Annotated in this window: 17 protein-coding genes, 2 pseudogenes and 1 riboswitch; of the genes and pseudogenes, 14 read left to right on the top strand and 5 right to left on the bottom strand. The window is 36.5% G+C overall.

Features of this window, described 5'->3' with window-relative positions:
* Positions 1 to 26: 26 nt before the first annotated feature.
* Entirely contained in the window at positions 27 to 1,001 is a 975-nt protein-coding gene (locus tag D1B17_RS03270) for a MucBP domain-containing protein (protein ID WP_240704447.1), read from the bottom strand.
* A 953-nt stretch (positions 1,002 to 1,954) separates the two neighbouring features.
* Here D1B17_RS03270 and D1B17_RS03275 point away from each other — a divergent pair.
* Positions 1,955 to 3,934 (top strand): Ig-like domain-containing protein, encoded by a 1,980-nt coding sequence (locus tag D1B17_RS03275; RefSeq protein WP_120143057.1) that lies wholly within the window; start codon positions 1,955 to 1,957, stop codon positions 3,932 to 3,934.
* A gap of 82 nt (positions 3,935 to 4,016) precedes the next feature.
* Here the strand turns inward: D1B17_RS03275 and D1B17_RS03280 are convergent, their stop codons facing one another.
* Positions 4,017 to 5,735 carry a BspA family leucine-rich repeat surface protein gene (locus D1B17_RS03280; RefSeq protein WP_120143056.1) on the bottom strand — a complete coding sequence of 573 codons (1,719 nt, stop codon included), beginning with the start codon at positions 5,733 to 5,735 and terminating at the stop codon, positions 4,017 to 4,019.
* 322 nt (positions 5,736 to 6,057) lie between these two features.
* On the opposite strand from D1B17_RS03280, the gene D1B17_RS03285 reads away from it, so the two are divergent.
* Entirely contained in the window at positions 6,058 to 6,390 is a 333-nt protein-coding gene (locus D1B17_RS03285; protein WP_120143055.1) for a nuclear transport factor 2 family protein, read from the top strand.
* A gap of 327 nt (positions 6,391 to 6,717) precedes the next feature.
* On the opposite strand, the gene D1B17_RS03290 is transcribed toward D1B17_RS03285, so the two are convergent.
* Positions 6,718 to 8,916 (bottom strand): ATP-dependent Clp protease ATP-binding subunit, encoded by a 2,199-nt coding sequence (locus D1B17_RS03290; protein WP_120143054.1) that lies wholly within the window; start codon positions 8,914 to 8,916, stop codon positions 6,718 to 6,720.
* A 327-nt stretch (positions 8,917 to 9,243) separates the two neighbouring features.
* Here D1B17_RS03290 and D1B17_RS03295 point away from each other — a divergent pair, with 327 nt between their 5' ends.
* The 7 genes and pseudogenes from D1B17_RS03295 to D1B17_RS03325 all read left to right on the top strand — a co-directional run bounded on the left by D1B17_RS03295 (position 9,244) and on the right by D1B17_RS03325 (position 15,120).
* The gene (locus tag D1B17_RS03295) at positions 9,244 to 9,510 is read left to right on the top strand and encodes a phosphocarrier protein HPr (RefSeq protein WP_057892306.1); all 267 of its coding nucleotides are present in this window, start codon (positions 9,244 to 9,246) and stop codon (positions 9,508 to 9,510) included.
* Complete coding sequence (gene ptsP, locus D1B17_RS03300) at positions 9,510 to 11,231, top strand: phosphoenolpyruvate--protein phosphotransferase (protein WP_120143053.1); 1,722 nt, start codon at positions 9,510 to 9,512, stop codon at positions 11,229 to 11,231. The genes D1B17_RS03295 and ptsP overlap by 1 nt, the downstream gene beginning before the upstream one ends.
* 373 nt (positions 11,232 to 11,604) lie before the next feature.
* Positions 11,605 to 11,745: pseudogene (locus D1B17_RS03305) on the top strand (MFS transporter); the annotation flags it as partial.
* Positions 11,746 to 11,822: 77 nt separating this feature from the next.
* The gene (locus D1B17_RS03310; protein ID WP_120143052.1) at positions 11,823 to 12,347 is read left to right on the top strand and encodes a hypothetical protein; all 525 of its coding nucleotides are present in this window, start codon (positions 11,823 to 11,825) and stop codon (positions 12,345 to 12,347) included.
* A 66-nt stretch (positions 12,348 to 12,413) separates the two neighbouring features.
* A riboswitch (ZMP/ZTP riboswitch) is annotated at positions 12,414 to 12,493 on the top strand.
* Positions 12,494 to 12,541: 48 nt separating this feature from the next.
* On the top strand, positions 12,542 to 13,525 hold the full coding sequence (locus D1B17_RS03315) for an ABC transporter ATP-binding protein (RefSeq protein ID WP_205880156.1): 984 nt from the start codon (positions 12,542 to 12,544) through the stop codon (positions 13,523 to 13,525).
* 22 nt (positions 13,526 to 13,547) lie between these two features.
* The gene (locus D1B17_RS03320; protein ID WP_120143051.1) at positions 13,548 to 14,339 is read left to right on the top strand and encodes an ABC transporter permease; all 792 of its coding nucleotides are present in this window, start codon (positions 13,548 to 13,550) and stop codon (positions 14,337 to 14,339) included.
* Between the two features lie 4 nt (positions 14,340 to 14,343).
* Positions 14,344 to 15,120 (top strand): ABC transporter permease, encoded by a 777-nt coding sequence (locus D1B17_RS03325; RefSeq protein WP_120143050.1) that lies wholly within the window; start codon positions 14,344 to 14,346, stop codon positions 15,118 to 15,120.
* A 92-nt stretch (positions 15,121 to 15,212) separates the two neighbouring features.
* Here D1B17_RS03325 and D1B17_RS03330 read toward each other — a convergent pair whose 3' ends face one another.
* Complete coding sequence (locus D1B17_RS03330; RefSeq protein WP_120143049.1) at positions 15,213 to 15,788, bottom strand: TetR/AcrR family transcriptional regulator; 576 nt, start codon at positions 15,786 to 15,788, stop codon at positions 15,213 to 15,215.
* A 233-nt stretch (positions 15,789 to 16,021) separates the two neighbouring features.
* Between D1B17_RS03330 and D1B17_RS03335 the strand changes: the two are divergent.
* From D1B17_RS03335 to D1B17_RS03355, 5 genes and pseudogenes are all read left to right on the top strand, one after another.
* Positions 16,022 to 19,051, top strand: a pseudogene (locus D1B17_RS03335) (MMPL family transporter).
* 594 nt (positions 19,052 to 19,645) lie between these two features.
* Positions 19,646 to 19,981 (top strand): hypothetical protein, encoded by a 336-nt coding sequence (locus D1B17_RS03340; protein WP_120143048.1) that lies wholly within the window; start codon positions 19,646 to 19,648, stop codon positions 19,979 to 19,981.
* The gene (locus D1B17_RS03345; RefSeq protein WP_120143047.1) at positions 19,978 to 20,748 is read left to right on the top strand and encodes a hypothetical protein; all 771 of its coding nucleotides are present in this window, start codon (positions 19,978 to 19,980) and stop codon (positions 20,746 to 20,748) included. The genes D1B17_RS03340 and D1B17_RS03345 overlap by 4 nt, the downstream gene beginning before the upstream one ends.
* Before the next feature lie 198 nt (positions 20,749 to 20,946).
* On the top strand, positions 20,947 to 22,170 hold the full coding sequence (locus D1B17_RS03350; RefSeq protein ID WP_120143046.1) for an MFS transporter: 1,224 nt from the start codon (positions 20,947 to 20,949) through the stop codon (positions 22,168 to 22,170).
* A 554-nt stretch (positions 22,171 to 22,724) separates the two neighbouring features.
* Positions 22,725 to 24,020 carry an SLAP domain-containing protein gene (locus tag D1B17_RS03355; RefSeq protein ID WP_166806607.1) on the top strand — a complete coding sequence of 432 codons (1,296 nt, stop codon included), beginning with the start codon at positions 22,725 to 22,727 and terminating at the stop codon, positions 24,018 to 24,020.
* A gap of 159 nt (positions 24,021 to 24,179) precedes the next feature.
* Here the strand turns inward: D1B17_RS03355 and D1B17_RS12535 are convergent, their stop codons facing one another.
* On the bottom strand, positions 24,180 to 25,082 hold the full coding sequence (locus D1B17_RS12535; protein WP_240704450.1) for a peptidoglycan recognition protein family protein: 903 nt from the start codon (positions 25,080 to 25,082) through the stop codon (positions 24,180 to 24,182).
* Positions 25,083 to 25,160 lie beyond the last annotated feature (78 nt).

Here is a 25,160-nt window from a genome sequence, read left to right on the forward strand (position 1 = left end):
AGACACGAGTTTTAACGTCTTTTTTTCTATAAATTCAAATATTTACTTTCAATATAATAGCCGTCGCTCAATTCAGCCCAAACGCTGTAATTATCTAACTGAACGATTTGTTTGACAAAAACATTTTGTCCACCACGATAACGTTGATTGTCCATGTCGCCATAAGGAGTTTTCCAAGCGGTAATGTATTGATCCTGATAGTACATTACTTTAACGGAACGCTTAATTGTCATTTGGTCAATAACCGAATATGTGTAGCTGATGTTATTAGCAGTTTCTGCCAAAGGACTGTTTAGCATTTCTTGGCGAGGAGAATTTTGCTTAATAACACAAGTTTTAAGACTTTCGGTGCTAGGAATCCAAGTGTTGCCACCAAGGTTATACCAAATAGTTTTGTTATATGTTTCCTGAACTGCTCGGTAAACCTTCCAAGTTGTCCCATAAGGAAGTGTTTTTTCCAAAGGAGTTTTACTTAGAGGCTTATTGAATACATGAACATTGTTGGTCGTTTCTACAAACAGGTTCTTATTGATTTTATAATTTTTGGTTGGCAAAACATTGTAAACATATTCTTGCTCTTGAACATGTGCAGTGAATTGACCGTTAGCTTTTCTTGGTGAGTGAACTAAGAAATGATTGGCTTCTTCAAGTGGCTTAGTGTCGAATTGACGGTTCAAGTCACCTTCAAGGTATTGGGGGTCAGAAATCAGGTTACCGTCGGTATTGCGGTGGTACACGATAACTGGTGCTGATAATTGACTAGCATAGACCAGATAAATTCCGTCAGAATTAGGGATGAATGTTTGTTGGAAATTAGTCACAGAAGACAAAACATATCCTGGAATTTCTTGCCAAGGAATATCTAGCTTATCTAAATAATGCCCCTTGATCGTAGTTGGTTTTGCGATTTCTTGGCCAAGGGAGTCAACATAATGAACCTTGATTTCCACATCATCGCGAGCTATTTTTTTGATTTTAGGTGAGAGTACATTATTTTCCATAGTTCTTTCCCCGTTATGGGAAAAGTCGTGTGTATTTTTCTTTCCCATAATAATTCCCTTCTAACATTAAATTAGTGTCATTCTAACATGAAAAAAATCCCCAAATTGGCTTTATATAGGTATCTTAAAGATATTTAAAGGAAAACTAACAAAGAGTAAAGAAAATTTTAAACATTTACTATGGCACTAGTTTTAAACTTGGATATTTGCCGTCTCTGGACACAAGAAATATTGGCGCTGTGGGGACCGGCCTGAGCCAAGGTCTCAGACCTCGATTTTGAGCCTTGCATAGACCGCAAGTCTCAAAACTCGTCCCGTGGAGTAAGAGCTAAAGCTCTAACGCCACCTGCACTGCTGCCAATATTTCTTGTGCCCAGAGACTAATGCATTTGTTATTTTTAATATGATGTAATAATTAATTTGATAAATGGGCGTCGAATTATTTTAAATTGAACGTTATAGAAAAGATTAGATATTCGATTCTATAACCTGCCTCAAGAGATTATGACTTTGATTTTTTTGATTGAACACCAAAAGCATACTTAGGCCTTGACCATATTCCCATCCAACGCTGTAATGGCAATATTTACACTTTAATACTCAAGCATTCCAATGAAGAACCGAGCCGGAAGGAGCAAGAAATTTAGGTCGCTGTGAAGGTGGCGTTATGGCTTCAGCCATTACACCACGGGACGACTTTTGAAACTCGCGTACCTTGCGAGGTTCAAAATCGAGACGAAAGACCTTGGCTTTCGTCGGTCCCCACAGCGACCTAAATTTTCTTGCCCCTGGAGGCGGCATATTTTAACAAATTAGTTTATATATGAAACAAAAAGTCAAATATTCTTTCTTATAATTAATGTCATTATAGTAAAAATATAATTATTGAAACTGATTATATTGACAATTTGTCTGATGATATAATTCATATACTAAATAATGTAAGGGGTTTAATGATGCGGAAATTAAAAAAGCGTTGGTTAATAGTACTCATCTTTATTTCCATATTATCTGCCTCTTCGTTCAATCGAAGATATAAACAAGTTAGAGCTGACGAAGCGGAGACGACAGAAGTAACGCCATATAAGAAACCAAGTGGCAATGCAAGATCATTCTTGGGACTTCGTACTCGGAGTGGTTATATTTTACAGCCGGCTGAGCAAACTTATATTGAAATTGGTCAGACAAAAGGTCTTTATGCGGATTCTAGACGGTCAATGATTGCTCAGATACTTGGAGCACTTTTCATGGTTCGTAGATATCAATGGTACCAGTCGACTGATGGGAAAACGTGGTCGAAAGTATCAACAAAGAATTCTGGGACAAATAAAAATTTGACGTTAACACCGAGTGACGAGGGTACGACATATTATCAATTGGAAACATATTGGACGGGACTTACTGGATGGATCAAGTCAAATGAACTGTATTCTAATGTTGCTACCGTCCATGCCGTTCCAGAGCCAGTTGATGCTAAAGAAGTCAAAGTCGTTACTGATGACGATTATTTGTACAATTCAGTGAATGATATTGTTAATATTGAAACTTACGCTCATGCAATTCCTACACCGGCCAATTTTACTGGTACGGTTACTTGGAGTGTGGACGATACTAATTTGGCAACTATCGATGAAGAAACTGGTTTGATTACAGCGAATACTAATCGACTTGGTGGAAAAGTTAAGGTTACGGCTACAATGCATAATCCTATCGGTGATGATATTCAAGGTTCGACCATAGTTACTGTTGGTGGTGGACTAGAAGATCAGACTGTCCATGCCGGGAACACAGCTACCTTTGATCTTCGTGGTAACGTTGGTGATTTAGACGATGAAGATGAGGAAGATAGTGACGGTAATAGTGACTACACGGTTAAATGGTATAAAGAAGACCCTATCACTCATGCGAGAACTCAAATTCAAAAAGATGACCCACAAGCACTTTCATACACAACACCAGAGACAACTTTGGACGATGATGGAACGATCTTCTTAGCTATTGTTTCAGTTAAATATAATGGTAAAACGTACTCCTATACGACAGAAGATGCCTATTTGCATGTTTTGCCAGAGGGCGGACCAGATCTTACTTTAACTAATACTTTGAAGAACGAAACGTTCACGGACAATAACAATACTAATACCGTTTTGTTTGGAGTTAATAATGGTGATGCCGTGAAGTACACAGATACTGTTAAAAATGTCAGCACTTCTGGAACTTTGAAAGATGCAGAATATACATTGCCTTTGCGGAAGGGGACACAAGTCACAAGTGTCAAAGTTGATGGCAAAGATACGACTAATTATGAAGTCAAAGATAATGACGACACCAATAGTAGTGACGTGGTTATTGCAGGATTAAATTTCAAGATCAATGAAAGTCATGACATTGAAGTTAATACGACCGTTGCCGGAATCGAAGCTAAAACCAGTTATACTTCAGTTCCTTATATTACTGGTATGAACGATGATAATAATATTTATCAAAAATTTGGTAATGATGAAACCTTGAATTACACGACCAATTCAGTGGTTGTTAATAAGGTAAGTGATATTGACTATGGCACAATCAATAGTGTTGGTACTGGTAAAACATTGCCACGTCAAGATGAATTGAATTTACCTAATAATATGATGGAAGTTGAAGACATGCGTCGTAATAAGGAACCGTTGACAGTGACGGTTTCTCAAGATGCTCCATTACAAACAAAGACAGGGGACGTATTTGCAGGAAACCTCCGTTTTTATAACAATGGTGAATATACTGATTTACTAGAACGACCAGCAGTTGTGGCTACAACCAATAAAGATGAAGAATTACTTTCACTCGGCTGGGATAAAGATAACGGAATCCTGCTATATCTCCAATCAAAACTAAACGTTGCCGGAACTTATAAGACAACCTTGAGTTGGACGATTTCGGATAGTGTTTAGAGTCTGGATGATATAAATAAGGAGAAGTAAAGCTTGGCTAAGCCCAGTTTTACTTCCCCTTATTGTTTATATATATAGATTTTTAATTAATACTAATATCATTATCTTTAACAAATTCGTTTGTGGCAACACGATAATAAGTCGTGCCATTTAAATTGATAGTACGGTCGGATTTCCAATCACTGTTGGCTGATAAAGCACGATCACCAACTTGTTTACCTGCAGCCGTATATAGATATTTGTAAGTTCCGTGATTAGTTCTTACAGAGCCTTTAAAGTCCTTATATGAATAAACTTGATTAGCTTTAATCCATTCATTTGTAGCAACTCTTAAGTAATCTTCACCATTAATGGTTACTTTCTTATCGACATACCAATCAGAATTTGAAGCAAGAACTCTATCTGATATCTTGGTTACTGAACCGGAATCATGACGATTTAGTGACCAAAGTTCAACGTTTGGTTTGTCAGAGTAAGTAGCGATGTTCTCAATTTGTGAAGATAGTGGAACTTCTGAGTCATGGTGATTTGTAGAATTGTTATGACTTGCGGTATTGTTGTGGCTTGGGGGAGTGGGTGTGGGATGTTCTTGGCCAGTATAGTACATATTTATAGTGTAAGTATCACCAGCATCGTAAGTTCCTTGGAGATTATTCTGTTCGGAAAGAATAGTCTGTGGCAAATTTTCTATATTATCGTACCCAGAATCTTTGATGTCGTCCACTGTCATTAAGTCATCATCATTTTCTTGAAGAGTAGTTTTATCTTCATCAAATTTCCAGTCGGAAAAAATCTTTGGAAAACTTAAATCTGATGGTACTTGTGAAACTCCATCAACGAAAGGAATATCATATTCTTTTGATAAACGATTTTTTTTACCGTTTAAGTAAATGTTTAAAGTTAATTTGATGGGATCATAATGCTTTTCTGTAACTCCATATGGGACAAATGTTTCGACACCATTTTTGGTGTCAGATCCGTCATAGAATTCACTTATTGGATGGTTATTAGGTAACTTAAGGCTGCCACTGGCGGCAGCACCGGTCCCTGTATTTTGCCAACCAGCATATGTGGAGGAGCCATTGGCATTTTGTGTAGGTAGCATAACATATTCAACAAACACATTTTTTGGTCCGAATGTAATTTGTTTTAATGTGCTTGGAAAATTAGGATTGCTGCCACGCCCCCCATCTGCATATGGATCAACAGATTTCATATTAAAGCTGGAAATATCTAAGCTGGTAAAAGTACTGGAATAAAACATATGACTCATATTAGTCACTTTTGAAGTATCGAAATTAGATAAATCAACTTCTTTCATTTGTGTACTTGCAAACATATGTGACATATTCGTAACGTTTGAAGTATTTAGATTTGATAGATCTAACTCTTTCAAATTCGTAAGGCTATTAAATAAACTTGAACTGTCTGGCGGAGCATAGACACCATTCTTTGAAGCCAGAGAGGTATCTATTTTTGTCACGAGTGCTGCTGAAGAACTAGTGACTAATTTTCGAGTATCATCTTTGCTAAGAGTTCCGTCCGTTAAATAAACAGTACCTTGATTAGTCAAATAGTAATGAGAAGTTCCATCCAAGCCGCTGGCAATAACGTTACCCTGAATTCCAGGTGGGGTAGTGTCATCGGTAGGTTGTTGTGGAGTTGGCTGTTCAGTAGTCGTTGTATCAGCAGGGGTAGTTTCACCGTGAACTGTGGTCGCGCTACCCAGTAGTAATAAACCTGATGCAATAGTGAGGCTTGAAGTGATAGTTAACTTAAATAATTTCTTATTGATTAACATAAAAACAATCCTCCTTTATGTTTATACAAGTATCATGTTTATACAGATATTATAATACGTTTTGTATGGAAGAAGTACAGTTAATTAGAGAATTATTTAAAACATGTTAACTCTTTCACAAAAGTGGCGAAGGGTAAGCTTTAAAAATTGTACAAGTTTCAAGAACAAAGCTCGAAATTTAAGACTTGCGACGATTCCACAAAAGTTGTTAATTCGTTAATATTTGAAAAGCATCGTGCATTTATTTTTTGAATTCTAAATTTTCGACAATATAATAGGAAAGTTGTTTAATGTATTCAAATTGTATATTAAGGAGAAAAACATGAGCGAACAAACATTACCAGAAGCAATCAATAATTTCGTAAATTACACCAATACAGCCGATTCAGAAAACTTCGTCCAAACATTTACCACTGATGCAATCTTGAATGATTGGGGAACAGAGTATGAGGGACATGAAGGGATAGCTAGCTGGAATCAAACCGATAATATTGGCAAAAAATCACAATTTGAAGTAGTTAATGCCAAAAAAGAAAGCAATAATACATGGATTGTTAATCTAAAAGTGACAGGAAATGGTTTTAATGGGGTGAGTCCATTTAAGATGGTAGTTAAAGATAATTTGTTGCAAAGTGTTCAAATTTTACCAGATTAACTAAAAATGGTTTTTGATTTAAATATTATTTATTAATTAAATTATATCCACGGAAAAGGGTTATTAAATTATAGTTGAAGAGCGTGCGCGATACAGGCATCAGTGAATGTGTTGTGAGGACGACGAAGGAGTTCTTACAACACGGACGTATTTTGAGATTCGCGTACTTTGCGAAGCTCAAAATCGAGCTTGGAGACCTTGGCTCCAAGCGGTCCCACAGCAGACTGTATCGTGCACGCTCTTCAACGGCAGTGAACAAATAACAAAAAAAGCTCGACCAAGAATCCAATCAGGATTAGGTCGAGCTTTTATCATCAGCACCACTAATTATTGTTCAGTATCAGGTGCACTATACTTAGAAATTTTAATTTCATCTTTATCGAGATGTGCTTCGAGTTGCTTGTCTTTTGGATGATCCAAGAAGTAGTCAGCAACTTTATCTTCGATTTGTTCTTCAATCACACGACGGAGTGGACGAGCACCCATCTTAGGGTTGTGGCCCAAATCAACTAATTTATCTTTGGCATCCTTAGTTACATGAATGCTTAGACCTTGATCGGCAATCATCTTGTTAGTATCTGCCAACATTAGATCAACGATATGTAATAGGTTGTCTTTGGTTAGAGAATTGAATTCAACGATACCATCGAAACGGTTCAAGAATTCAGGTTTAAAGAATTCTGACAAACGATTCATAATTGAGTTTGTCGTACCATTTGCTTCAGCACCGAAACCAACGTTAGCTTCTTGCATACCTTGTCCGGCGTTAGAAGTCATAATAATGATAGTATCCTTGAAACTGACAGTTCTACCTTGAGAATCCGTTAAACGGCCATCATCGAGAATTTGCAAGAACATATGCATAACATCTGGGTGAGCCTTTTCAATTTCATCTAGCAAAATCAAACTGTATGGATTACGACGAACTTTTTCAGTCAATTGACCAGCTTCTTCGTAACCAACATACCCTGGAGGCGAACCAATCAACTTAGAAACTGAATGTTTCTCCATGTATTCAGACATGTCAAAACGAATCATTGAATCCTCAGAACCAAATAGTTCTAGGGCAAGTTGTTTAGCAAGTTCAGTCTTACCAACACCAGTAGGTCCTACGAATAGGAAGGAACCGATTGGACGACCAGACTTATTGAAACCAACACGGTTACGACGAATAGCACGAGCTACATCACCGACAGCCTTGTCTTGACCAATAATGTGACCTTTCAAATCTGATTCCAAGTTCTTCAATTGAGCTTGTTCATTTGATTGAAGTTCACCAACTGGAATATTAGTCTTTTCTTCAATAATCTTTTCGATTTCCTTGTCAGTTACAATATTTTGACCAGCAGGTTCATCTTTGTTGTCATTCTTCATATTTTGGAATTTAGTAACTTGATCACGATAGTAGGCAGCTTTTTCGTAATCTTCATTACGAAGGGCAGCTTGCTTTTGCACTTCAGCGTCAGAAATCTTGTTATCTAAATCTTCCATATCGACGTGATTGATTTGCAAGTTCTTCTTTGAACCAGCTTCATCAATCAAATCGATAGCCTTATCAGGCAAGAATCTATCTTGAATGTAACGAGCTGATAACTCAGCAGCAGCTGTAATAGCTTCATTAGAATATTTTACATGATGATAGTCTTCATATTTAGGTTGGAGACCCTTCAAGATTTGGACTGTTTCCTTAACTGTAGGTTCATTAACTTGAACCGGTTGGAGACGGCGTTCCAAAGCTGAATCTTTTTCGATTGTCCGATATTCATTTAAGGTAGTTGCACCAACAAGTTGAAGTTCGCCACGGGCTAGGGCAGGTTTCAAAACGTTCCCAGCGTCCATACCACCTTCAGCGTTACCAGCACCAACAATTTCATGGATTTCATCTATAAATAGGATAATATCTTTTTGTTTTTGAAGTTCGTTGATCAATTGTTGCATTCTTTGTTCAAATTGACCACGAACGCCGGTACCTTGAACAAGTGAAACAACATCAAGACGAATTACACGTTTGTGTTGTAACTTTTCAGGTACATCACCATCGACGATCTTTTGAGCAAGACCTTCGACAACGGCTGTTTTACCAACACCTGCTTCACCAATTAATACAGGGTTATTTTTAGTTCTTCTATTTAATATTTCAATTACACGACTGATTTCTTTGTCACGACCAATTACTGGGTCGATTTGTCCTTTTTTAGCAAGGGCTGTTAGATCGACACCGTATTGATCTAAGACTCCGTTACCTCGAGGTCTGCGGCCATTACCATTGCCGTTACCTGTTTGAGTTTGGGGACCTTGTTGCTCGAAAGCATTAGGTTGTTGTCCGCCATTCAAAGCGTTGAACAAGTCTTCAAAACTAGAAAATCCACCGTTTGGATTTTGTGCCATATTATTCATACCTTCGTTAGCTTGATTTCTTAACTTTTGATAACAGTCTTGGCAGAGATTGATTTCCGTCCTTTGACCATTAACACTTGTATAAAGATGAATTGTTGCTTCATTTTTATGACAATTTTGACATAACATTCGCACCCCACCTTTCCTTAATCACAGGATACAACGGTAGTATATAATTAGCACTCGAGTAATGCAAGTGCTAAGTCTTGAAAATTTTTAAAAATTATCAATTTAATAGTAGGAAAAATTAATTTTTCAAATTTATGTGAAAAAGATTGATAATATAAACGCTTTCAGGCTCTAGCGTTGTAAGCGTTAAACGTCTTATCGCTCTTGACTTATCTAAAGGTTTTTTGGACAAAGCCCTTGTGAAAATTTAAAGATAATGGTAAATTAATTAGTGAATATTTGTAGTGTTACTACAGAATTTTATAATTATATGGTGAGGTATTTATTATGGAAAAGAAAGAATTTCACATTATTGCAGAAACAGGAATCCACGCACGTCCAGCTACTATGTTGGTACAAACAGCAAGTAAATTTAGCTCAGATATTAACATTGAATTCTCTGGTAAATCAGTAAACTTGAAGTCAATCATGGGTGTTATGTCACTTGGTGTTGGCCAAGGTGCTGACGTTACAATCACAGCTGATGGTGACGACGCTGCTGATGCAGTTGCAGCTATTGCTGATACTATGACAAAAGAAGGTTTGGCAGAATAATGGTTAAGACTATTAAGGGAATTGCAGCCAGTGATGGTATCGCTACTGCTGAAGCATACCTTTTAGTTCAACCAGATTTGTCTTTCACAAAGAAGAGTATTTCAGATGCTGATGCCGAAGTTAGTCGTCTTAAAGATGCTATTTCTACATCAGATGACGAATTAACAAAGATCAGAGATATCGCTAAAGAGTCTCTAGGTGAAGAAGAAGCTCAAGTTTTTGATGCTCACAAGATGATTTTGGCTGATCCAGAATTTACGGGTGCAGTTGAACAAGAAGTTAAAGATAATAGTGTTAATGCAGAACAAGCATTGCACGATGTATCAGAAAACTTCATTTCTATTTTTGAGGGAATGACAGACAATCCTTATATGCAAGAAAGAGCCGCTGATGTACGTGATGTTACAAAGCGTGTTATGGCTCACTTGCTAGGTGTTTCACTTCCAAACCCAGCATTGATCGACCATGATGTCGTTATTGTTGCGCACGATTTGACACCAAGTGACACAGCTCAATTGAACAGCTATGTTAAGGGATTTGTTACTGATATCGGTGGTCGTACAGCCCACTCAGCTATTATGGCACGTTCACTAGAACTACCAGCTGTTGTTGGTACTGATACAATTACTACTGATGTTAAAGAAGGAGACACAGTTATCGTTGATGGTTTGAACGGTGCTGCTATCGTTGATCCTTCAGATAGTGACATCAAACACTATCAAGAATTAGCTAAGAATTTTGCTGACGAAAAAGCAGAATGGGAAAAATTAAAGGACGAACCTTCAGTTACTGCTGATGGCAAGCACTTTGATATTGCAGCTAATATCGGTACACCTGATGATCTCCAAGGTGTTATTGACAATGGTGCCGAAGGTATCGGTTTGTATCGTACAGAATTCTTGTACATGCAATCAGAAAGTCTTCCAACTGAAGAAGATCAATTCAAGGCCTACAAGAAGGTTCTTGAAGGTATGAATGGTAAGCCAGTCGTTGTCCGTACTATGGATATCGGTGGTGACAAACACCTTCCTTACTTACCACTACCTGAAGAAATGAACCCATTCTTAGGTTACCGTGCTATCCGTATCAGTTTGGATAGACAAGAAATCTTTAGAACTCAACTAAGAGCTTTGCTACGTGCATCTGCTTTTGGTAAGTTACGTATCATGTTCCCAATGATTGGTACTTTGCAAGAATTTAGAGATGCTAAGAAGGTCTTTGAAGAAGAAAAGGCTAAGTTAGTTAAAGATGGCGTTGAAGTTTCAGACAGCATTCAATTAGGAATGATGATGGAAGTTCCAGCCGCTGCCGTTCTTGCAGACCAATTTGCTAAAGAAGTTGACTTCTTCAGTATTGGTACAAACGACTTGATTCAATATACTATGGCTGCTGATCGTGGTAATGAACATGTTTCATACCTTTACCAACCATATAACCCTTCAATCTTGAGATTGATCAAACACGTTATTGAATCAGCTCATAAAGAAGGCAAATGGGCCGGCATGTGTGGTGAAGCCGCTGGTGACAACACAATGCTTCCATTGCTATTGAGCATGGGTCTAGATGAATACTCAATGAGTGCTACATCAGTTCTTCGTGTAAGAAGCTTGATGAAGAAGTTGAGTACTAAGGATCTTGCTACATTGGCTGATCGTGCTGTTAACGAATCAATCACTAATGAAGATAACAAGAAACTTGTTGAAGAATACTTGAACAAGTAATAATGTAAATTAAAAGAGACTTGCAGGGATGCAGGCCTCTTTTTTTATGCCGCTTCCAGGGACAAGAAATTTTGGTCGCTATGGGGACCGGCTCGAGCCAGGGTCTCGACCCTCGATTTTGAACTTCGCAAAGTACGCGAAGTTCAAAATTCGTCCCGTGGTGTAAGCACTAAAGTGCTAACGCCACCGTCACAGCGACCAAAATTTCTTGTTCCTTACAGCTAGTTATTTGTCAGTAGATAACCATTTTTTACAATAAATATATTGGAGAAGTTCAGAATATATCTATATTTTAGATTGACTAAATCATCAATAAAACTTGTCTTTGTGGTAACCTTTTCGTATGAACACTAAATGATTAGGGGATTATTGAATGACAAAATATCGGTGGCAAGCTAGTGTTCTGATTTTAGTTACTTTCATGCTTGGTTGTAATGAATTTATGGTCGTCGGGGTGCTTTCGGATATTGCCCAATCTTTATCGGTAACTGTTGCAACGGCGGGGTACTTGGTGGAGCAACAGTTGATGCTTTAGAGTTAATTATTATAATCGTGTTGAATAAAATGATTGCTCATCATAGGGGGAGAATTATGATTACTTTTAGATTGATTGTCACAGCAGTGTTAATAATTATTGCACTACCAATGTATGTCATTGGACTTAAAAACGTACGAAAATCAGGAAAAGCTAAAAGAAATATTGGTGATATTAATGCTTGGAAGATATCAACCGAACTGGCTAAAAAATATCCAGAGGAGTATAGGCTGATAAAAAAAGAGTCAATGTCAGTAGGATGGTCATTGATACTAATGCTTTTCATCATGGGTGCTATTATTGCTGGTTGCTATACTGACATTGAATATCAAGATCCGACAATCGTTAGAGTGAGTTGCCTAATAGCAATTATAGTAACTGTATTTTTGATGTTCTTTTTGAGAAAATTATTGAAGTTAAGGTTAAAGATTGAAACCAATTTTAAAGAATCTGCTGATGAAGAAAATTTGCCAATAATTTCTGAATATATAGCTATAAATCGGGTGGCATTGAAAGGCTCTAAATATACATCATTGTCATTTTTGTTGATTTTTATAGTTATATTAGTTGTTTTTGCATAGATTTTTAGTTAATTCATTAATCGTTTAAAATCCGTTGACTTAATTTTTTTGATTTGTTACTTTTTTATTGAACTATACGACTGGCGAATGTAGAAATAACTACAAGGAAGTATAGTTAATGCTAGCCGATCGCCTGGGCATCTCTTTTTAGAGATGCTTTTTTTGTCCCCAAAAAATGAAACGGAGGAGAAAATTTGGACATTTTGTTTTCGAACATTTCTAAAGAGTATCGAGTAAAAAAGCAACAAGCTAGTCTTTTTCAAGATTTGTTTAATCGTAAGTATAGTGAAAAAGTGGCTTTGAAGGATGTCAGTTTTCAAGTTAACAAAGGTGAAGTGGTAGGATATATCGGACCAAATGGTGCTGGTAAGTCAACAACGATAAAAATCATGACGGGTATTTTAAAACCAACTCAGGGGACTTGTCGTATTTTGGGTGTTGATCCGATGGAAAATCGCATGCAATTTGTCAAAAGAGTTGGAGTTGTTTTTGGCAATCGTTCCAACCTAATGTGGGATTTACCAGTAATTGATTCTTTTAATATGATGCAAAAGATTTACAAGATTCCACGAGTGGATTTTTTAGATAACCTTCATGAATTAGTGACTTTAATGAATGTTAAGAATTTCTTGAGTACGCCAGTAAGACAACTTAGCTTGGGGCAACAAATGCGATGCGAAATTATCGTGGCACTGTTACATTCCCCTGAGATTTTATTTTTGGATGAGCCAACCTTAGGTTTAGATGCTCGCTCTAAAATTGCCGTCCATCAATTTATTAAGAAAATAAATGAAGAAAAAAATTTAACGGTTGTTTTAACTACTCATGACATGGGTGATATTGAGGCACTAACTAGTCGGGCCATTATTATTGGTAAAGGTAGTAAATTGTTTGACGGTGATTTTAGTAGCATCAAAGATAAATATCAGCAATATAAAAAAGTCAGAATTGAAATTAACCAATTAAATCAAATTGATGAAGTGGTATCTCAAATTAAAAACGATTTTAATTGCGAGTTAATGACCATAAGTGCTAATGAAATAGTCGTTGGTATTAAAAATGATTTTGAACGGTTAATTCAATTTATTGTTAATACTGAGACAATTGATAACTATCAAGTTCAATCGCTCAATATTGAGGAAATTATTGCTCGTTACTATTCCGAATTAGACATCTAATGAAAAGGTTGTGAGGAAAACTATGTATAAGAGTGTTTTTAGTTATCGAATTAAGCAATTATGGCAGTATAAATTTGCGCTAATTTCCTCGTTACCACTGTACTTGATTAGAGGATTTCTGACCATTTCAATTTTGATGGCTTTCAATAAATTAACATCTTCATCAGGTCAAGTTCGTGGACTAGTTAATTATGTTTGGATACAAACTTGCTTTGCACCTTTTGTATCAGCGTGGGTTATTGACAGTGATTTGAATAACGTTATTAAAACTGGCGATATTGCTTATGAATATATGAAACCGGTAGATTTATATTGGTCGTGGTTTATGCGGTTGATTTCGCAACGCCTCTTCACAGGAATGGTATCTAGTATTCCTATTTTATTGTTGGTTAGTTTTTTTCCAAAGCCTTATGCACTGACAGTACAGATATCGGATGGAAAAATCATCTTGTTTGTTGTGGCTATAGGTTTGGCATTAATTTTGAATACTGTTTTATCGCTACTTGTTTACATTTCAATTTTTCATACTTTTTCAATCACAGGATCGTTGCTTATTTTTGGTTCTATTATGGAATTCTTAGGTGGACTAGTTATTCCATTTTCTTTGTTTCCCGAGAATATGAAAAATGTGTTAAATTTATTGCCATTTAAATATGGCATTGCCTACCCCATACAATTATTTAATGGGAAGACAATTTCTGCTGAGAATTTAACGGGTATTATATTTCAATTATTTTGGATAGCCGTCGTGATACTACTAGGCCGGGAATGGCTGAAAAGGGATATCAAACATATTGTTGTGCAAGGGGGATAACGAATTGAACGTTTATTTTATGTTGATCAAACAAAATATCAAAGCGCAATTTGAATACAATATTTCAACTTATTTACTGATTGTAGGCCAGTTTATTGCTCAATTGACTTTTGTTTTAGGGTTCTTTTTACTCTTTAAGATACTTGGCTCTATTAATGGTTATGTATTTTCACAAGCATTGTTGGTTTATGCATTGGTCAACATTTCTTATACTTGTGCAGAAATTTTTGGTAAAGGTGTTAACAGCCTTGCCGAATTGATCAGGCGTGGTAGTTTGGACATTTACTTAATGCGTCCGCAACCGTTATTATTGCAAATAATGGTAAGTGGCGTTGAAATATCTCGAGTTGGTCGATTGATTACATCGATTGGATTGCTGATAATGGCGATAGTTAGAAGTTCAATTCAGTGGAATATTTTTAAATTAATTGCTTTAGTCACAATACCCCTTGGAGGCATTATTTTATTTCTGGGATTGTATATTCTTTTTGGAGCATTGACCTTTTATTCTGTGAATTCAATCAATATTTCTATTTTATTAATGGGTAGTGGATCAGATTGCTTACATTATCCAGTAGATGTAATGAACAAGGCGGTGCGGGCCGTGTTGACGTATGTTTTTCCATTCGCTTTAATTAATTATTATCCATTTTTGTATATTTTTGACAAAGTGAACGGAGTAGAATTAGTTTTTGTTCCGTTAATATCGATTGTATTTTTAGCAGTTATTTTAAAGTTTTGGAAATTTTGTTCTAGGTATTATTCATCGACAGGGTCGTAGTTATTTTGAATAGTGATGAGTGTAAAAAGGGCATTGGAGAAAATCTTATTCCACAGATTTCTTCTAACGTCCTTTTTGTAATCAAATTTTTTTTACAATCCACCATGCAACAAAGTAGTCAAATATTTATCGGCGGTTTCTTTATCCACATTTGGTTGTTCAAAAAGACACCATTCTAGCATTCCCACAATCAAATCGCTATAAAAACGAGCTAATAGTTTAGCCGGAACTCGTTTTGAAGTGCTAGGTAAACAATGTTCAACGATAATTTCATTAGCTTCACGTTTCAAATAACCAGCCGTGTTGTGCCACAAGTGGGAATCGACACCATTACTCTTTTTCAAATTTTCCAATAAGGGATTATTGTTGTGGAAAAAATCGAGTAGGAGATTGAAAGTTTCAATTAAACCGTCTTCATTACGGGTAATATCAGGTAGTTTTTGAAAAATATCATGACCAATGTATGACCAAAGATATTGCAACAGGTCCAACTTGTCATCAAAGTAATTATAAAATGTAGCCCGAGGGTACTCACTTTTTTGGCAAATATCGTTGACGGTAATCTTATCGAATTCATTTTCTCCTAATGCTTCGAACATGGCAATTCGAAAGGCTTTAAGTGTCCGCTTAGCACCAAGTGTTAAGTGTTGATTCACATCAATCTTCATGTTCTAATTTCCCCCAAAGTTCATTTAAAAACTTAATTGTTAATTTTAGTCTAGCATATTGTAAACGCTTTACTTAAATAAATAAGTGTCTAAATTTTTGCATATTATAAATTATGTCTAAATATAGGCTAATATACAATATTTGTCTCTTGTATAAGGATGCTATTGATTTTATGATTGTCAGTGAATTTTCAGAAAGTATTTTGATAGTATTCATGTAAGGAGATATTACTATGCAAAAGAAGCTGAGTCGATATATTGCAGCTTTAATTGGTTGGATCATTGTGGTCATTGTTGCACTGGTAGCGATGCCCAATGTTTCGCAATTGGTTAGAAATAAGGGGAATTTCACTTTACCAAGTTATGCTGAAAGTCAGAAGGCTTCCAACATTGAAAAGAAAGCCAATGGGAATAAGGCTGTACGGACTTATACGGTTGTTTTCAAAAATGACGGTGGAGAGAAACTTTCATCTTCACAGGCGGATGAAATCAATGATAAGTTAGATGAATTGAGTAATAAGAGGTTTCTCAAAGTCACCAATGTCATGGGTCCAAGTGATAACGCTGAAACTAAAAAGCAACTGATTGCTAAAGATAAGACAACTCAGTTAGCTCAAGTAACAGTGAAAAAGAATAATTATGTCGGACAACAAGTGAAAGAGTTGCAACGACAATTACATGTTTCAGGAATCAACACCTATGTAACTGGGGTTGATGCTTTGAACGATGCCTTTTCAACGGTGACTGAAAAGGGGATTCAAAAGACTGAGGTTATTGCGGTAATTTTCATTTTCATCGTTTTGATTTTAGTTTTCCGTTCACCGATCGTACCGCTAATTTCATTACTAAATGTTGGGGTAGCGTTTGTCACTTCCTTGAGTATCGTCATGAACTTAGCGCAAAAAGTAGACTTTCCAATTTCTAATTTCACGCAAGTCTTCTTAGTCGTTGTTTTATTCGGTATTGGGACTGATTATAATATCCTGTTGTATAACTACTTTAAAGGAGCTTTAGCTAGGGGACTCTCGGCAAAAGAAGCGTCGCATGAGGCTCAGATCCATGGTGGCCGGACGATTCTTTACAGTGGTGTCTCGGTCTTCATCGGATTTTCAGTCTTAGCTCTAGCAAAGTTTTAGTTTTATCAAAGTGCTGTTGGTGTTGCCATCGGAATTTTGGTTTTACTAGCAGTCTTATTAACGCTCAACATGTTCTTTATGCAGACGCTAGGAAAGAAAATGTTTTGGCCTAGCAAGGTCAGTGCTGGTGGTGGCAAGAGTCGAATCTGGTATGGATTGTCAAGATCTGCCTTAGCCTATCCAGTTGTCATGCTTGGTATTATTGCCGTCTGTGCGGTACCATTTTTCATCAATCAAGATTCAACTTTGAATTTCAATAATGCTGATGAAGTACCGGATAGTTATCAAGCAAAGGCCGGTTATCAAATTATTCAAAAGCATTTTAGCAAAGGAATGTCAGCTCCAGCTACGGTTGAAATTGAGGATAATTCCAGGATGACGACGCAAGCTAAACTGGCCGCGATTGATGATTTAACGACTTACTTACAAAAAGAACCAGGTGTTAAAACAGTTACTTCCGCAACTGAGCCTGGTGGTAATAAGATTCAAAGTATGTATCTCAAGAATCAATTAACTACTATTACGAATGGTTTAACGACTTCAACTAAAGGACTTGAGAAAATTAAGTCAGGTTTGAATTCGGCCAGTTCACAATTACAGAGTGCCAATATTAGTGGCAGTACCGCTCAGGTTCAACAATTAGCTAATGGTACGAGTGAACTTCAAAATGGTGCTCAACAGTTATCTAGTGGTATTAATCAGTATACGGCTGGAGTTAATAGTGTTAACAGCGGTGTTCAGAGCGCTAATAGCCAGTTGCCAGTTTTGACAAGTGGCGTTTCAACTTTGAATAGTAGTTCTGCTCAGTTAGCAACCGGTATGTCACAGTTACAATCACAAGTTAGTTCATTGTCTGGTCAAGCTAGCCAGTTGTTAGCTTTAATGCAAGCTTCTGGTCAAAATACTAGTGCCGCTAGTGGTGAGATAGCACAATTACAAAGTTCAATCAGCCAATTGAGTGCTGGTTCAACTGCTTTATCATCAGGAATTTCACAATTGTCAGGTTCAATGCCTGGTTTAACTTCAGGTATGTCGACTTTAGCTAGTGGAACAAGTACCTTAGCTGCAACTAGTCCAACCTTAACTTCTGGTAGTCAAAGTGTTGCCAGTGGTGCGGCAACTGTTAATAGTGGCGTTCAACAAATGAATACCCAGTTGCAACAAATGGCTGGTAAAGTAACGCAACTTGAATCAGGTTTAACTTCAGCAAATGATGGTTTGAATTCACTTGCTCAAGGTAACACGACAATGAAGACTTATCTAAATGGCCTTAGAAAGTCTTATGTTGGTGATACATTCTATCTACCAAAAGATACGATTAAGAGTAAAGCCTTTAAACCTTCACTTGATGCTTATATGAATAATAATCGTAAGATCGCTTCATTGACGATTGTCTTTAAAGGCGACCCTAATAGTGATACAACTTCTGAGCAATTGAAGATGATTCAAACTGATATGAAAGCTAGATTAAAACATGGTGCATTGAAGCACGCTAAAGTTGCCGTCGGTGGTCAAACATCGCAAAATAATGATTTGAGAGCTTTGGCAAATGGTGACTTTGGTCGGACAGCAACAATCATGACCATCGGTATCGGAATTGCTTTGATTGTCGTAACAGAATCGATTTTGCAACCAATGACGATTATTGGAACTTTGTTATTGGCCTATGAAGTTTCATTAGGAATCACGAGAATCTTCTCGAAATTAGTTTTGCATGACAATATGTTGAGTTGGAATACGCCATTCTTCACCTTTATTATGTTGATGGCTTTAGGTGTTGATTACAGTATCTTCTTGATGATTAGATTTAAGGATGAACCAATGCCAGATTTGAAGGACCGGATGTTAAATGCGGCCACCTCAATCGGAACAGTTGTTATCTCCGCAGCTATTATCTTGAGTGGTACCTTCGCCGCTTTGATGCCATCAGGTGTTACGACGTTGATTCAAGTAGCTTTAGGTGTTATCTTCGGTTTGATTATCTTGGTCATTATCTTGCCACTGACGATGTCATCGTTGATTAGTTTGATTACTTGGCATGATAAGCGTTTGTTTAGGGTTAAGAAACCTAAAGATAAAAAGAAAAATAATGATGATGCTAGTGATGTAGCGGATTCTAAAGCATAGTTATTATAAAGATGCCGCCTCCAAGAACAAGAATTTAGGTCGCTATGGGGACCGGCCTGAGCCAAGGTCTCAGGCCTCGATTTTGAACCTCGCAAAAGCCGCGAGTTTCAAAACTCGTCCCGTGGTGTAAGAGCTGAAGCTCTAACGCCACCTTCACAGCGGCCTAAATTCTTGTTCCTTCCGGCTAGGATATTAGTTTCTTTTTAAGTGTAATCAGATAACAGTAATGAATAATTATATATAGCAAAAGCATCTATGGAGAATTAATTTGTATTCTTCATAGATGCTTTTTTGATATCATATTATTTTTCAAGTATAAAATAAATTAGTCGGAAGAGCAGAGAAACAGTTACTGGAAGTGAAAGTGCTGTAAGGACGACTGTTTTTGTCGTTCTTACAGCACCGGGCGTGTTGGCGACTTGCTGAACTTGCAAGGCTTCAACCGAGGCTCGAGACCGTGGCTCGGGCCGTTCCGCACTGCCAGTGACTGTTTCTTTGCTCTGGAGATGGCATATTTGAAGATATAATCTAGTTTATTCGTTGTTTTTTCAATGTATGTTACCCTAATATAGGAGTTTTCATGAGAGGGGACATATGAAGAACAAAGTTATCCGTAATTTTCTAATATTTGTCATCTTCTGGTTGTTGATAACACTAGGGATGAACGTTTTTAACCAACGACCACTATTTCACAGTTTTCCTTGGGAAGTATTGTTGATTTTCCTACTATCACTAATTCAAATCGTAACTAATTATCAACGTAAAATAATTTGGAGTATTTATTTTGTAGTCTTCTTTATCTTTATGTTGTTGACTGGTGGCTATTATAATTGGACATCACTAATAACGTTTGCGATGATGTCAGTGTTTATGAGTGCAATAACGTATTTCATTGGCAATCAGTTTAAAAAAGGTGAACACATTAAATGAGAAAATTTTTGTGGATTGTTTTGGTATTGAGCATCTTTTTATTAGTTGGGTGTAGTTCCAAGAACAATCAAACGAAGCAACAAGCACAGAAACCGGAACGAACGATTCAAAAAAATCAAAAGGCTTGGCAGAAGAAAAAATCTGCAGCAGTTAATGTTAATCAAAAAGATTTAACACCTTTTGTTGCCACCGTTCCAACAGGTTATCATGATGAAGATATGTCATTGTCACGTTTTAAAAATGGCAGTCAATTAGTCGTTCAAGCGCAAGTAGTTAATCTGCAAGCAGATAAACCAACACTGGTAACAAAAACCAAGGCTACGATTTATATCAAAAAGGTACTGGCCGGTAATAAAAATTATCAAGGAAAGACCATCAAAACTGAATTGTCAGGCGGACTTACTACTGCGAAGTTTAAGTATACAAGTTTGGAAGGCGAGTACATCGGCAAACAGTTTGGTTTCAAAAATCCTCAAGCTAAAGTTTACAGTGACAATCCCAATAGTCCGTTGCCAAAGATTGGTCAAACGATTATCGTAGGACTAAATCAATTCCGCCCAGAGAATGATCATGATCTTAAACAACATCAAGCAAATGGTTTAACGACCAAGAATTTTTATGTGGTTAATAATCCAGATGTTACTTATTGGGTTGAAAGTAATGGGAAATATCAGCTAAATAATCCAGCGTTTTTGAAAAATAGTATTAAGAAATATCATAAATTGAATGGACTATCTAAATATTTTAATCAGCATTTAAAGGATTAAAATACATACCATAAATTGAAAGAAGTTGAATGATTAAATGTCATTCAACTTCTTTTTATTAGAAAAATATTTCTATATTATTTTACAAGTTGAAAGTTATTATCCGTTATCCCAGTATGACTTTTGTATTGCGGACTTTTAATAGGTGGAGTATTATTAGAAAAAATATAATAATGTTCTAATCTAAGAAGGCGAAATATGGATAAGTTTAAGAGACAAATATATTTAGCTACATCGGCATCCCTTATCTCAGGTTTTGGTAATGGGATGTTCTCCTTTGCCATTGATTTGTATGTTTTAAGAGAATCCTCATCGCCATTATGGTTTGCTGGAACTCAAATAATTTCACCATTGATCGCCTTTTTTCTTTCTCATCAAGTGGGAGATTTGATAGATAAATACCCACACAAAAAGATACTTAGTTTGGCGTATATTTCAGAAATTGTTGTAGTATTATGTTATTTCTTCCTCTTACAGCTTAAGGTAGTCATGACAATAAAGTTTCTAATGACCTTGATTGTATTGGTGTTCCTTAATATATTTAATTTAGTTGAACAATCATCATATCAAGCATCGGTTATTAACTTAGTTCCAAAAAATCGCATACAAAAATTGAATTCCATGCAACGTTTAGCAGCGTCATGTTCACAAATTTTTTCGCCAGCACTCGGAGCTTCGATATATTCTTTATTAGGAATGCACAATATGATTTCCATTAGAATAGTGACAGTTTTAATGTCATTGGTTTTGATTTCAATGATTGATTTTCACGCAGCAATAAATAACGAAGCAGATGTAAAAGAGAAAGTAACAGAGCATAATAATCTAAAAATCCGTGAAATATTAAAGGGCAATCGAGTATTGTTATACACTATTATCATGTCCATCGGCGTTAATATCTTTTTGGCAATATCTAATATTGCTTTACCATTCTTAATGGTACACATTTTGAAATTTACGAATAGTCAATATGGATTGCAACAAACAATGGTCGGAGTCGTATCTATTTTGGCAGGGACTTTTCTTTCATTAATAAAGAGCATATCCAAACCAGTCCGAGTAAGTATGTTAGCGATGATTAACATATCTATCTCTTTGGTAATCTTTGGCATAACAGGAATCGTGAATATTTCCCATTTGTTTAGTTTGATAGTGTTCCTAACAGTTTCGATAATTATGGGAGCATCCTTAGTTTCTATGGAAATACCGATGAGTACATATATGCAGGCCTCAGTTCCAAAGAATATCCAAGGAAAAGTTTTTTCGTTTGTCTTTGGAGCGTCACAAATTGCAATGCCAATCGGAACAATAATTGGTACCGTGTTTGTATATAGTCCATTTGTTTTGTTAATTATTAGCGGAGTACTTATGGCTGTTTTTGTGTCACTTAATTATTTGAAAAATGGTCGAGCGGTTGTTTAAATATGCCGCCTCCAGGAGCAAGAAAAATTAGGTCGCTATGGGGACCTAATTTTTCTTGCTCCTTCCGGCTAGTTTATTCGTTGATTTTCGATAAAGTATAATATTGAAAATTTGATAATTTAATTGCTATTTTTAAGTAATGAATAGACATAGTACCGGTTTTTGAGATTTGTTTTTAGTATCGTAATTATTTGAATTAACTCTAGTGAATTTTGAACTTGCTAGAGTTTTTTTATTGCAGTAACGAGATGAAAATCAGTGAATAAATTAGCTGGAGGGTGTGGGGATGAATCTATCAGCAGTGAAGGTGGAGTTAGGTCGGTGTTTTTCCGGCCTTACTCCACGGACGTATTTTGAGATTTGCGTACTTTGCGAAGCTCAAAATCGAGGCGCGAGACCTTGGCTCGCACCGGTCCCACAGCAGGTAGATTCATCCCCACACCCGGAGGCGGCCCCAATAGTTAAAATACTATTAAACCTTCCAAAATATCAGCCAACAAAAAAATTGAAGTTTTATAATTAATTATGAATATTTCAATATGGAGGGATTAATTTTGAAGAAAAGTACATCATTATTATTCAGTGGACTTCTAGTTTCAGGTATGGTCCTAGGTGCAACTGTTACATCAACAACAGTTCACGCTGACAATACTGCTACTACTCAAGCCACAGCTAATGTAACAAACAACGTTGCTTATTATGATCAAGATGGTAATTTTATCCTTAATAAGGATGAACAAGGCACTGAAGGTTCACCAATAACCTTTGCCCCAGACGGATATGCCATTCCAACTAACAATAAGGCAGTTTTTGGTGGCAGTGCTGCTACGGTTAGAGTAACTGTAAACAAAATGATTTCTGTTAAGGTCAACTATGTTGATCAAAACGGCAAGCTTGTTAACTCTGAAGTTGTTAATGGTGGTGTTGGTAACACTGCTAAGTTGACTGATTTACCAGCCGGCTGCAACTGGGTCAACGATGCTGAACAAACAATCACTTTAGTTCAAGGTAAGGAGTACAACGTACCTGTTAATAAAAAAGTTTTCAATACGGTTATTTTTAAGACTTCGGATAATACTGAAGTAGGTCGTACTGAGATCTTTAGTGATAAAGTTGGCGATGCCTATAATTTAACATCAAGTCAAATTCCTGCTGGTTACAAAGCTGACACGACAAGTTTGACACTACAAACAGATAACAATACTCAATTCGTAACTGTTACAAAAGATGCTGACGCTGCTACTGGTACGGTCACTGTTAATGATCAACCAGCTCAACTTTATACAATTTATGGTAATACAATTACTGGTCGTACTTTGAAGGCTAATTCACCTTGGAAGATTTTTGATACTAAGGTTATCAAAGGTAAGACATACTACAAAGTTGCTACAAATGAATGGGTTGAAGCTAGTGCAGTCACTGTCAACAATGACACCACTAACACGGTGACACCATTCACAAATACTGTAAAAACTGGTAGCACTCTTTCAAGATTGTATAATAAAGAAGGTAAGGAGCTAAGTGGTCGTGCTTTAGGTCCAAATACATCTTGGAAGACAGCTAACAAGATGATTTTGAATGGTAAAACATATTATCAAGTAGCTACAGATGAATGGGTTGATGCAAGTACTGTAACAGTTAATGGTGAAACACCAGCAGAACCTTCAAATAACGTGGTAACTATCAATTCACAAATTGCCAGTCTTTATACAAAAGATGGTAAAGTTGTAACTGGTCGTGCTTTAAGACCGGGAACACAATGGAAGACAGCTAATAAGATGACTCTAAATGGAGAAACATACTATCAAGTTGCTACAACAGAATGGGTTAAAGCAAGTAGTTTAGCTTAGTTTTAGTAACACATTGTAACAAAACTAAGCTTTCAAGCATTAAAACAAATGGCGCCAGCAATCCAAAATTGGATTACTGACGCCGTTTGTTTTGAGTAGAAGAAGTTAAGTTCTAATTTCTAAGTATGTTGTAGAAATTAGTTCAGGGCAATATCGTTTTTAACCTTTATAAGTATTGGCTACCCATTCGGTAGTTGCAACGCGGCGATAGGTTATCCCGTTAATCGTTTTGGATTGATCAGTGTACCAAATGGAACCGTTGGCAAGTCCCTGATTGGTAATCGGTATAATTTTATTATCGTTAGTGATATTAACTAGCGGAACATAAGCTGCATGCGGATTATTAACTTTGATAATGTGATCATTTTGAGCGTTAACATCACCATAAACTTTTAAATTATTATAGTAGGTTTTGATTAAATCATTGAATTGGTCCATGTCATAACCCCAAGTACTGAAGTAGTAAACTGGGTCTTGATGAGTAGTTTCATGCCAAGTATTACTGGCTTGAGCATGTGAGATGACTGTTTGACCAGGGATATCTGGCAAATTGTATTGAATCAATTTTGAAGCGATGTAGTAGGCATCATTGGACAGTGAACGGGCAAAGGCATCATAGGAATTAACTCGACAAAGTTCTACCTGAATATAACGGGCATTGGCAGTTGGACCAGCACCCCAGACAGTATAATCAGTATTGTGAATGTTCAAAATTTCATTATTATCCACGAAAGCATGGACGTAAGTTTCGAGTTTTGGCCAATTAGCGTTAAAACGGTCTGTGAATTGTTGAGCCGTGACATTAGCTTCAGATGTTTCGTGAACAACAATGCCTTCGGGATGACCGACACCATTACGATAACCATTCCATTTATTGAAAGTGCCTTCTTGATTTTGAATTGAGACGGGTTTGATTTTGTTAGAAATGATGTAATCGTTAATTTTTGATGTAGCCTTGATTGTCGTTACTTTTGTTAAACTGACGATTGATAACAGCGTAATAAAAGATATGATAAAAAATAATTTCTTTTTTGTGATAATTATTCCCCCTAAAAGTTCCATTATCAAGATTAGCATAGAAGAAAGCGGGGAACGTTTACAGAATCGTTACAAGTAAAAACAAGTCTGTTTTAAAAATAT

Source organism: Companilactobacillus zhachilii (genome assembly GCF_003606365.2).
In the GTDB taxonomy this organism is placed as follows: domain Bacteria; phylum Bacillota; class Bacilli; order Lactobacillales; family Lactobacillaceae; genus Companilactobacillus; species Companilactobacillus zhachilii.